Origin of the sequence: Pinisolibacter sp. (genome assembly GCF_036782435.1) — a bacterium.
Classification (GTDB): domain Bacteria; phylum Pseudomonadota; class Alphaproteobacteria; order Rhizobiales; family Ancalomicrobiaceae; genus CALBKH01.
Map to the genome: position 1 here is coordinate 161,134 of NZ_DAIPZB010000003.1, position 10,880 is coordinate 172,013.

Here is a 10,880-nt window from a genome sequence, read left to right on the forward strand (position 1 = left end):
CGTCAGGCTCCCTTCTTCGTCGCGCCGATCGCCGGGCCGTCGGCCATGCCGGCGAGCACTTCGGCGACGTGGCGGACCTCGACCTTCGAACCCTTGCGGGAGAGGCGACCGGCCATGTTCATCAGGCACCCCATGTCACCGGCGAGCAGCGTCGAGGCGCCGGCGTCGGTGATGTTGTCGGTCTTCTTGTCGACGATGGCGCCGGAGAGATCCGGGTACTTCACCGAGAAGGCGCCGCCGAAGCCGCAGCAGACGTCGGGGTCCTTCATCTCGGTGAGGGTCAGGCCGTCGACGGCGGAAAGCAGCTTGCGCGGCTGATCCTTGACGCCCAGCTCGCGCAGGCCCGAGCAGCTGTCGTGATAGGTCACCGTGCCGGCGAACTTCGCCCCGGTCGCGGTGACGCCGAGGACGTCGACGAGGAAGGAGACGAGCTCGTGGCTCTTGGCGGCGAGGCGTTCGGCGCGGGCCTTCCACGGGTCGCCGTCGTCGAAGAGCTCGACGTAATGGGTGGCGATGTGACCGGCGCAGGAGCCCGACGGGGCGACGAGGTGGTCGTAGCCCTCGAAGGTCTCGATGACCTTCTTCGCCAGCATCGCCGCGTCCTTGCGGTCTCCGGAGTTGAAGGCGGGCTGGCCGCAGCAGGTCTGCGCCGCCGGAACCACCACCTCGCAGCCGGCGTCCTCGATCAGTTTGACCGCGGCGAAGCCGACGGTCGGGCGAAAGAGGTCGACGAGGCAGGTGACGAAGAGCGCGACCTTGGGACGAGAGGCGGAAGCGGCTGCTGACATGGGAGAGCGTTCGACCGTGCCGCGGAAGGAGGCGGATCCGTCGCGCCGGGCACCGTCGACGGGGTGGCGCGGGGGCCGCGCGCGAAGGTGGACCATAGATCGGCCGCAGAGAGCCGTCAAACCACGTGGTAAGTTTTTCTGGCCAATGACTTGCGCCGATCGCGGCGGTGACTACATCCGGAGAGCCACGTCCCGCCGTTCGTCTTGCTGCGATGCGAACGAGGCGATAACGACGGATCTCGACGGCGGCGCATGCCGGCCGCGACCTCCTTCGCCCGGAGACGACAGATGCCCGATCTCGACGAGCCGACCTCCGCCGACATCCCGGCGACGCAGGTGTCCCGCGGTTTCACGCCTCATCCGCGCCGCGCCGAGATCGTCGGCGAGATCCACGCCCGGCCCTTCCGGGCAGCGAGGCCGCCGCGCATCTTCCTGCATCACGCCTTCGCCGCCGATCGCCACGTGGTGGAGAAGGACCGCGCCTTTCTCGATCGCTTCTGCCGGGCGCGCGGCGCACCGGGGCCGGGGGCGGACAGCCGCCACCATGTCGTCGCCTTCGCCGGCGGCACGCTCGCCTGGGAACGGCACGCCGAGTTCGTCACCTACACCTGGGACGGGCCGCTCACCGAGGGCGCGGCGCCGTTCGGACCGCTGCCGTCGAACCACCCGTTCGGCTCCGACTTCGTCCAGCCGGGGCCGATGCTGGTCGCGGCGCGGCTCGATCTCCTCGCCGATCCCGGCGACCTCACGGGCGCTGCCGCGAGTTTCGATCCGGCGAGCCTGTGCATCTCGGAGGCCTACGGCGGCTCGGCCGTGACCATGACCGACTTCCGCCAGGACGGCGACGGGCGCACCCGCATCCTCGTCCTCGACCGCGGGCTGACCGCCCAGCAGGCCGGCGCCCTGTCGCAGCGGCTGCTCGAGATCGAGACCTATCGGTCGCTCGCCATGCTGGGGCTGCCGGTGGCCCAGGAGGTCGGGCCGGAGGTACGGCGGCTGGAGCGCGAACTCGCGGCCGTCACCTCGGAGATCCGCGCCACCGAGGGGCTCGCGGCCAACCGCGGCCTGCTCGAGCGCCTGTCGGCGCTCAGCGCCGAGGTGGAGAATCGCTCGGCGGCAACGAGCTATCGATTCGGCGCGACCCGCGCCTACGACCAGATCGTGCTCGACCGGCTGGCGATCCTCGACGAGCGCGGCGTGCCGGGACATTCGACCTGGGCGAGCTTCCTCGCCCGCCGGTCCAAGCCGGCGATGCGGACGGTGAACGGCATCGCCGAGCGGATGAGCGACCTCTCCGAGCGGGCGGCGCGCACCGCGCAACTGCTGCGCACCCGGGTCGACGTCGACCTCGAACAGCAGAATCGCGATCTGCTCGAATCGATGAACAGGCGCGCCCGTCAGCAGCTGCTGCTACAGCAGACGGTCGAAGGGCTGTCGGTGGCGGCGGTCAGCTACTATGTGGTCGGCCTCCTCGGCTACGCCTTCAAGGCGGCGAAGGAGGCGCATATGCTGCCGATCGACGCCAGCATCGCCACCGGCCTCGCCGTGCCGGTGGTGTTGGCCGGCGTCTTCTGGGTGGTGCGCAGCATCCGCAAAGCGCACGCGCCGGACGGCGAAGGGCATTGATCGCCGAAATTGGCGATCGAAAAAGGCGAAGGCCCCGGAATCGCTCCCGAGGCCTCGTGTTCTCATCCGTCGGTCCGTCACCGGCGTCGGGCGCCGCGGACCGGGAGAAGACTCACTTCTTCTTGCCGTCGGCGGCGAAGGAGAGGACGTAGGCGGCGACGTTCTCGGCGGCCGCGGTGTCGGCCTTGAAGCCGGCGAAGGCCATCTTGGTGCCCGGGTTGAAGGCCTTGGGGTCGGCGAGGTAGGTCGCGAGGGTCGCCGCGTCCCAGGCCTTGCCGGCGTCGCCCATGCCCTTGAGGTCGGCGCCGTAGCCCTTGAAGTCGGCGATGGAGGCCATCTTGCGGCCGTCGACGCCGTTCAGCTCCGGACCGACCTTGTTCTTCGCGCCTTCGCCGATGGCGTGGCAGATCTTGCACTTCGAATTGAACAGGCCTTCACCGGCGGCGGCGTCGCCCGCATAGGCGTTGCCGGCGGCGGCGGCGAAACCGAGGGCGGCGAGCAGGATAACCTTCTTCATGTCTTCACTCCCATGGCGTGATGAACGGGTCGGATAGCCGATCGGCACGCTCTAGGCGACGCCGGGCCGCTTTCATATCAGGAAATTGGACCAATTCGAGACCCCCGGAAATGCCTTTTCGGCAGTTTCGGCCGATTTTCGCCGGTCCGCGCCCGACGCGCGGCCGATACCGGCGACACCGCGAGATCCGAAGCCTCACCCTTGGTCATATACGCGAAGTCTAATGCATGTCGGACTTTTTCGCGGTCTCGGACCGCGGAATCCGGGGGGATTCCTGCGAACCGGTTGCAATGCGATCGATCTGTGGCACTCTGTCGCATAAGAGCACTCGTCATCCATAAGTCGAGGCCATCAGGGCGAGGAAGAGACATGACAGAACTCGTGGTGGGGAATACGCCTCCGGGAATCGCCGCGACCGAACCCAAGGTCCGGGCCATCACCGTCGACGACATCTCCGCGGCGCTGTCCGACGGGCTGCGCGATTTCCGCGCCGCTCCCGCCTTCGGCCTGCTGATCGGCACCCTCTATGCCCTCGGCGGCAATCTCATGTTCTGGGCGGCGGCCTCTTTCGACTTCCTGTTCATCGCCTACCCGCTCGCCGCCGGCTTCGCGCTGGTGGCGCCCTTCGCCGCGGTCGGCATCTACGAGACGAGCCGGCGGATCGCCACCGGTGGCGATCTCTCGGTGACCGCCCTGATCGGCGCGGTGCCGGCGCATGCGCGCCGCGAACTCGGCTACATGGCGCTGGTCACGGCCTTCGGCATGATCGCCTGGATCTACGCCGCCGGCTTCGTCTATGCGCTGTTCTTCGGGCTCCGGCCGCTCGACTACACCGACATCGTCACCGCGGTGGTCACGACGCCGCGCGGCATCGCCTTCCTGATCGCCGGCAACATCATCGGCGCCGTGATGGCCACGGTGATCTTCTCGGTCAGCGTCGTCGCCTATCCGATGCTGCTCGATCGCGACGTCGATTTCGTCACCGCGATGATCACCTCGATCCGGGCGGTGTTCGCGGCGCCGTTGGTGATGCTCGGCTGGGGCATCTTCGTCGGCACCCTGCTCGGCGTCGCCATCCTGCCGATGTTCCTCGGCCTGATCGTCGTCCTGCCGCTGCTCGGCCACGCCACCTGGCACCTCTACCGCCGCGCCGTCGAGGCCTGAGTGGCGAGTGACCCGACCGGACGAAGAAGAGCCCTCGGGAAGCGGTGCTTCCCGAGGGCTCTTCGATTCACGAAACGGAGGGCGGCGTACCGGCCGCCCGGAGAGTCGCCGAACAGAGGGCGGCGTACCGGCCGCCCGGAGAGTCGCCGAACAGAGGGCGGCGTACCGGCCGCCCTCGGGGGAGCTCACAACACCACCACCTTGGTGCCGACGCCGACGCGGCCGTAGAGGTCGGTGACGTCCTCGTTGCGCATGCGGATGCAACCGGAGGAGACGGCCTTGCCGATGGTCCAGGGCTCGTTGGAGCCGTGGATGCGGTATTCGGTCGAGCCGAGGTAGAGAGCGCGGGCGCCGAGCGGGTTGTCGGGGCCGCCGTCCATGTGCCGGGGCAGGTCGGGCTTGCGCTTCAGCATGGCCGGCGGCGGCGTCCAGCCGGGCCATTCGGCCTTGCGGGTGATGGTGTGGGTGCCGGCCCACCGGAAGCCGGGACGGCCGACGCCGACGCCGTAGCGGCGCGCCTTGCCGCCCGCCTGGACGAGATAGAGATGGCGGGAGCCGGTGTCGACGACGATCGTGCCGGGCCCCTGCTTGCCGTCCCAATCGACCTCGGTCGGCAGGAACTTCGGATCGATGTCGTCGGCGCTGCGACGCGCCTCCTGCCGATCGACCGCGGCGTGGCGCACCGGCGCGGCGTAACGGCTCGCCGGCGCCTCGGGCGGCGGCGGGGCGTAGACCACCGGGCCGGTGACGTCGCGATAGCTCGGGCGCAGCTGCATCACCCAGGGGGCGGCGAGATCGGGCGAGAGGATCACCGGCGGGCGAGCGGCGTAGCGGCTCTCGGCGTCGGCGGGACGGGTCGGGGCGAAGAGGGCCGTGACGGCGCAGGCACTCGCCAGGAGTAGGGTCGAACGGGTCATCGTCGTACTCGGAACAGGAACGAAACCACGCACCGCGTCGCATTCCGTCGATCGAACTCGGCTCGTCGGGACCCTCGGCGGCAGTCGAGACGAGCATGCGGCCGTGCCGACCACCGAATGGTGAACGAATTCCATCGCGATTCGATCGAGCACGGAAAGGTTTCGTCATGGTTACCGCGCGGTTACTCGACGCGGCCCGCCGCGGCGCGGCGAAAACGACCGGGGATGCGGCGTCACGGGCGGCGGACCGTGCGTCAAGAACGATTCTTTAAGGACGACGGGCTAACCATTCGCGGACGAGCAACGTCGATCCGAGAAGCGCAGGGGCACTCATGGCCGCGAGAAAGATGTTCCGCATCGAAGCGATCGCCAGCGGTGCCGCCGGCACCGGCGACCGCGCCGAAGAGCGTCATCGCGAGTTGTTGGAGGAGGTCCGCGGCCTGCGCAAGCTCGTCCAACCGACCCAGGAGTTGAGCGAGAAGGCGTTCGAGCAGTTGCGGCGCGATCAGCACGAAGCGTTGAAGATCAAGGCGGAGATGGATCTCATCTACGAGGCGATCAACCGCACCAAGCGCGAGATCGCCACCCTGCACGTCTCCGGCTGCAACGGCCAGGAACTGTCGCGCGTCACCAACGAACTCGACGCGGTGGTCGACGGCACCGAACACGCCACCGAAAGCATCCTCGCCGCGGCGGAGGTGATCGACGAGCGCGCCGGCAACCTCGCAGCCAAGCTCAAGGGTGACGACCAGGGGCTCGCCAACGACATCCAGGACCAGATCGTCCAGATCTTCGAGGCCTGCAACTTCCAGGACCTCACCGGCCAGCGCATCACCAAGGTGGTGGGCGCCCTGCGCTTCGTCGAAGAGCGCATCATCAAGATGATGGAGATCTGGGGCGGCGTGGAGAGCTTCAAGGAGATCGAGGTCGAACTCGAGCATCGTCTCGGCGATCAGGCGCTGCTCAACGGCCCGTCGCTCGGCTCCGACAACGGCATCGCCAGCCAGGACGACATCGACGCGCTGTTCGCCTGAGGCGACACCTCTCCCCGACGATCGCGGGCGCTTCGGCGCCCGTTTTCATTTTGTTCCGTTCGATCTAGCCTGCGAGCGAGGATTCGGCGACGGTGCGTCGCCGGAGCGGGAGGGGGACGAGATGGCGGGACAGGACGACGACGGCGTGGCGATCGGCGCGGACGGGCGGCCGCGGTGTTGGTGGCCGGGCGACGACGAGCTCTATCGCCGCTATCACGACGAGGAGTGGGGCCGGCCGGTCGGCGACGATCGCAAGCTCTTCGAGAAGCTCTGTCTCGAGGGCTTCCAGTCCGGCCTGTCGTGGATCACCATCCTGAGGAAGCGCGAGAACTTCCGCCGCGCCTTCGCCGGTTTCGATCCGGAGACGATCGCCCGGTTCGACGAACAGGACACGGATCGCCTGCTCACCGACCCCGGCATCGTGCGCCATCGCGGCAAGATCGAAGCGGTCCTGACCAACGCCCGGCGCTACCTCGAGCTGATCGAGAAGGAGGGCTCGCTCGCCGGCTTCGTCTGGCGCTTCGAGCCGGACGGCGCGACGCGGCCGGCGCGGATCACCAAGACGGCGGTCTGCGCCATGTCCACCACGAAGGAATCGACCGCCCTGTCGAAGGAACTGCGCAAGCGCGGCTGGGCCTTCGTCGGACCGACCACGGCCTATGCCTTCATGCAGTCGATGGGGCTGGTCAACGACCACATGGAAGGGTGCTGGGTGCGCGAAGCGGTGGAGAAGGAGCGCGCCGCCTTCGTCCGGCCGGGTTGAAGGGGGACACCCCGCGACGACCATTCGCGTCGGCGACTTTGTACTTCCGCCTCGTCTTCTCCATAGTGCCGAGGCACTCCTGGAGCGGGGTCGTCCCGACCCGCCGCCTACCCTCCGCCAGACGAGCCCGCTTTCGATGTCCCGACCGACCGACCCTTCGCCGCTCATCCCTCGCGCCTCGGGCCCGCGGACCTGGACGCGCCGGCGGGTGACGGCGGCGCTCGGCGGCCTCCTGATGACGACGCTGGCGGTGCCGGCCCGCGCTCAGGAGGCGGAACCACCGCTCGACCCGCGGCTCGCCGCCGACACGGTCACCTTCCAGGTGCGCAAGCACATCTTCAAGGGTTCGCTGGTGCGCCCGCGGGTCGGACCGAAGCGGCCGGGGATCCTGCTCATCCCCGATCAGCGCGGTCCCAACCCCTATTGGCGCGGCCTCGCCCGGCGCCTCGCCATGGACGGATTCGTCGTCCTGCTGCCCGATCTCCTCGCGCCCTTCAATCTGCCGGAAGGGTCGGACGAGGGCATGAACCTGATGGCACGGATCATCCCGGCCGAACATCAGCTGGCGCTCGACGCCGCCGCCGATCTCCTCGCCAAACATCCCGAGTGCAACGGCTCGATCGCGGTGATCGGCTTCGTCTGGGGCGGTCCCTATGCCATGCAGTTCGCCATCACCGGCGCACGGGTGAAGGCGGCCGTGATCTATTACGCGACGCTGCCGTCGCCGGAGAAGGTGGCGACGGCCAAGGTGCCGGTGTTGTTCCACTGGGCGGAGAACGACCCGCGCACCGCGCCGCAGATCGAAGCGGTCGAGAAACGGATGATCGGTGCGGCGCGGGTGTTCCAATCCTGGGTCTATCCCGGGCTCGCCGGCGCCTTCGCCTCCGACCCCGGCTCCCGCGGCTACGACAAGGAAGCGGCCGATCGCGCCTACGATCGCACGGTCTTCTTCCTCAGGCGCCATCTCGGGGTGACCGGCTGACGCGAGCGCCCACGGAAGCTCAGCGGCGCGGATCGCCGTGGGGGCCGGAGAGGAGATGCACCGTGTAGGTGTCGACGACCCGGCCGCGCAGGGTGCGCTCGCGGGTTCCCAGGCTCCGAACCTCGTCGAAACGGCCGGCGAAGCGCGCCAACTCGCTCTTGCGGGCGCGGGTGACGAAGAGCGCCGGCTTCTCCAACATCGCCGGATCGGGCGGCGGCAGGTGCGCGTATCGTTCGGGATCGGCGAGCGGAACGACATGGTCGGTGCCGAGGCGGCGCATGAACTGGCCGGCGAGCGCGTAGCTCGGCACGGCGATCGAGGCCGCTCCGGTCTCGCGGCGCAGCGCTTCGATATCGGCGGCGAAGGCGTCCCAGCCGCGCATCTGCGCCGTTGGATCGCGTTCCGGCGGCAGCACCACCAGCGCCACCACGGCATGGACGTAGAGGAGCGCCGTCACGCCGAAGCCGAGCGGGGCGGCGATGCGAGCGGCGGTGGCGGCGAGCCGCGCCGTGCGGCCGTCGAGATCGGCGACGGCGGGGATCGCGCGCGCCGCCATCCAGGCGAAGCCGGCATAGAGCGGCGCCGGCCAGTTGCCCTCGATGCCGCCGTGGAAGGAATGGAAGACGAGATAGGCGAGGAAGGGCAGCGAGGTGACGAGCGGCAGCGCCGCCGCTCCCTCCCCCGCCCGCCACGACCGCGCGGTGCGCAGCGCCCCCCACACGGCGAACGGCGCCAGCGGCAGACCGATCAGCAGCCACTGCACGCCGAGGAACTCGAGGAACTTCTCCGGCCGCATCCCGTGCGGCACGGTGCGGCCGAACTGTTTGGCGAAGGAGATCCAGCCGTGCTCGGCGTTCCACAGGACGACGGGGGTGAAGAGAGCGACGGCGATCGCGCCTCCGGCCCACAGCTGCCAGGTGGCGAACCAGCGCCGCGTCTCGCGCGTCGACACCAGCCACACGACGATGCCGAGGCCGAGGAACAGCACCGAATATTTGGAGAAGAGGCCGAGGCCGGCGGCCACCCCGACGGCGAGCCACCAGTTCGGGTTCCGCGACGTGGCGAGTTCGGCGAGCGCCCACACCGTCGCGCCCCAGAAGAACACCGAGGGCGTGTCCGGGGTCATCAGCACCGAGCCGGCGCCGATCAGGATGGTGGCGTTGAAGAGCACGACGGCGCGGGTCGCGGTGGCGCGGCCGTCGACGAGCGCGACGGTGCGCCACAGCAGGAACGATCCGACGAAGGTGGCGAGCGGCGAGAACACCCGGAGGCCGAAGGCGGTGTCGCCGAAGATCTCGCGCCCCGCCCGGATCACCCAGGCGACCATCGGCGCATGGTCGTAGTAGCCGGCCTGCAGCTTCAGCGACCACAGACGGTAATAGGCTTCGTCGTCGGTGAGCCCGGCGAAGCCGGCGACGATCAGGCGGGCGACGAGCAGCAGCGTCAGGGCGCCGACCAGCGGGATCGGCGGCAGACCGATCGTCGTCTCACGCCGCGTGGGAGCCGCAACCGCCACCGCGCCCGCCTCACTCACGCCAGGTGAAGACGGCGGAGACGGTGTAGTTGAACACCGCGCTCATCACCGCCCCGGCGAAACCGGCGACCCACGGGCCGGTCTGCATCATCTCGAACAGACCGGTAGCGACCCCCATATTGGCGACCGTGCCGACGAAGCAGACGGCGTAGAAGGTCAGGAGGCCGACGACGAAGCGGAAGCCGGTGAGGCGCCGGTCGCGATAGGTGAGCTGGTTGTTGAGCAGGAAGTTCCAGGTCATGGCGACGACCGTGGCGGAGAACTCGCCCCAGGCGAAGGTGGTGTCGAAGGCGTGCAGAGCCGCCATGAGCGCGATCAGATGGACGAGGATGCCCGAGGCGCCGACCGCCACGAACATCAGGAAGCGGACCGGCACGACGCCGCCGGAGAGCTTGGAGAACAGGAGGCCGAGGTATTCGGCGGTCACCAGACTGTCGAGCTTCGACTCACCCGCCAGACGCTCGCGGAAGGTGAAGGGCAGCTCCACCGTCCTCAGCTTCTTCGGCGCCGAGGCGACGATGTCGAGCAGGATCTTGAAACCCTCGCGCGACAGGCTGCCGGCGACCGCCTCGACCTCGGCGCGGCGGATCATGAAGAAGCCGCTCATCGGGTCGGTGAGGTCGATGTGCAGGAAGCGGCGGGCGAGCGCCGTCGCCGTCTCACTGCCCCAGGCACGGATCGAGGAGAAGCCGTCGCCCTGCGACCCGCCTTCGACGTAGCGGCTGCCGACCACCAGTTCGGCGCCGTCGCGGATCGCGTCGAGCATCTTCGGCAACAGAGCCTCGTCGTGCTGAAGATCGGCGTCCATCACCGCGACGGTGGGCGCGGCCGACGACAACATGCCCTCGATACAGGCGCCGGCGAGACCGCGGCGGCCGACGCGACGGATGCAGCGCACCCGCGGATCGGTGAGCGAGATCTCCTTGGCCACCCGCCAGGTGCCGTCCGGGCTGTCGTCGTCGACGAAGATCACCTCCCAGTCGATGCCGACGAGGGTCGCCGCCAGACGCCGCACCAGTTCCGGCACGTTGGCGCTCTCCTTGTAGGTCGGCACGACGATCGAGAGTTCGGGCGCGACGGTCGAGGCGGCGGCTTGCACGGCGGCTTCCATGGACGAGGTGTCTTTCGAGAAGAAGATCTGCGGTGGTCGACGGCGACTTCGGAGATCCCGTCATGCCGCACCGCCGCATGGCCGCGAACCGTGGCCGATTTGAGGGAGAAATACAATCGGCGTGACGGAATGTCATCGATACCGCCACCGCATCGCCCCGCGGGACGATCACGACCGCACGAACCGGCGTGCGCCCTCGAAAGGACCACGTGGCATCGACATGTCGAAGTCGGCGCTCCGGAAACCCCTTCTCCCCTCGAGGGACCGTTGCGTAATTCTCGAGAGCACGGATTTGCAGACTTGGTGGACATGAACTCAGCCGTCATCCCCGGCGAGCCGCAGGCGATGGAAGGGGACCCAGCGACGTTTCGGTTCGGCGAGACGCCGCCTGGATCCCCTTCCCCTCCGCTGCGCGTCGGCCGGGGATGATGGGGTGGACGGCCC

General features: G+C 69.0%; 10 protein-coding genes. 5 read left to right on the forward strand and 5 right to left on the reverse strand.

Annotated elements, in window-relative coordinates; translation table 11 throughout:
• Positions 1-2: 2 nt before the first annotated feature.
• Positions 3-788: a (Fe-S)-binding protein gene (locus tag V7Q42_RS02415; protein ID WP_333822190.1), complete on the reverse strand. Its 786-nt coding sequence runs from the start codon at positions 786-788 to the stop codon at positions 3-5.
• A gap of 288 nt (positions 789-1,076) precedes the next feature.
• Between V7Q42_RS02415 and V7Q42_RS02420 the strand changes: the two genes are divergently transcribed.
• Positions 1,077-2,414, forward strand: a complete 1,338-nt coding sequence (locus V7Q42_RS02420) for a DUF3422 family protein (RefSeq protein WP_333822193.1) — start codon at positions 1,077-1,079, stop codon at positions 2,412-2,414.
• 112 nt (positions 2,415-2,526) lie between these two features.
• On the opposite strand, the gene V7Q42_RS02425 is transcribed toward V7Q42_RS02420, so the two are convergent.
• Complete coding sequence (locus tag V7Q42_RS02425; protein WP_333822195.1) at positions 2,527-2,931, reverse strand: c-type cytochrome; 405 nt, start codon at positions 2,929-2,931, stop codon at positions 2,527-2,529.
• 369 nt (positions 2,932-3,300) lie between these two features.
• Here V7Q42_RS02425 and V7Q42_RS02430 point away from each other — a divergent pair, with 369 nt between their 5' ends.
• Positions 3,301-4,095 carry a DUF2189 domain-containing protein gene (locus tag V7Q42_RS02430; RefSeq protein WP_333822197.1) on the forward strand — a complete coding sequence of 265 codons (795 nt, stop codon included), beginning with the start codon at positions 3,301-3,303 and terminating at the stop codon, positions 4,093-4,095.
• A gap of 185 nt (positions 4,096-4,280) precedes the next feature.
• On the opposite strand, the gene V7Q42_RS02435 is transcribed toward V7Q42_RS02430, so the two are convergent.
• Entirely contained in the window at positions 4,281-5,012 is a 732-nt protein-coding gene (locus V7Q42_RS02435) for a L,D-transpeptidase (protein WP_333822199.1), read from the reverse strand.
• Positions 5,013-5,344: 332 nt separating this feature from the next.
• Here V7Q42_RS02435 and V7Q42_RS02440 point away from each other — a divergent pair, with 332 nt between their 5' ends.
• The 3 genes from V7Q42_RS02440 (at position 5,345) to V7Q42_RS02450 (ending at position 7,791) form a co-directional block, all read left to right on the forward strand.
• The gene (locus V7Q42_RS02440; protein WP_333822201.1) at positions 5,345-6,046 is read left to right on the forward strand and encodes a protein phosphatase CheZ; all 702 of its coding nucleotides are present in this window, start codon (positions 5,345-5,347) and stop codon (positions 6,044-6,046) included.
• 121 nt (positions 6,047-6,167) lie between these two features.
• The gene (locus V7Q42_RS02445) at positions 6,168-6,809 is read left to right on the forward strand and encodes a DNA-3-methyladenine glycosylase I (protein WP_333822203.1); all 642 of its coding nucleotides are present in this window, start codon (positions 6,168-6,170) and stop codon (positions 6,807-6,809) included.
• 136 nt (positions 6,810-6,945) lie between these two features.
• Complete coding sequence (locus V7Q42_RS02450; RefSeq protein ID WP_333822205.1) at positions 6,946-7,791, forward strand: dienelactone hydrolase family protein; 846 nt, start codon at positions 6,946-6,948, stop codon at positions 7,789-7,791.
• A 19-nt stretch (positions 7,792-7,810) separates the two neighbouring features.
• Here the strand turns inward: V7Q42_RS02450 and V7Q42_RS02455 are convergent, their stop codons facing one another.
• Both V7Q42_RS02455 and V7Q42_RS02460 read right to left on the reverse strand, forming a co-directional pair.
• Positions 7,811-9,307, reverse strand: coding sequence for a glycosyltransferase family 39 protein (locus V7Q42_RS02455; protein ID WP_333822206.1), 1,497 nt, complete (start codon positions 9,305-9,307; stop codon positions 7,811-7,813).
• Positions 9,308-9,317: 10 nt separating this feature from the next.
• On the reverse strand, positions 9,318-10,436 hold the full coding sequence (locus V7Q42_RS02460) for a glycosyltransferase family 2 protein (protein WP_333822207.1): 1,119 nt from the start codon (positions 10,434-10,436) through the stop codon (positions 9,318-9,320).
• Positions 10,437-10,880: the final 444 nt, after the last annotated feature.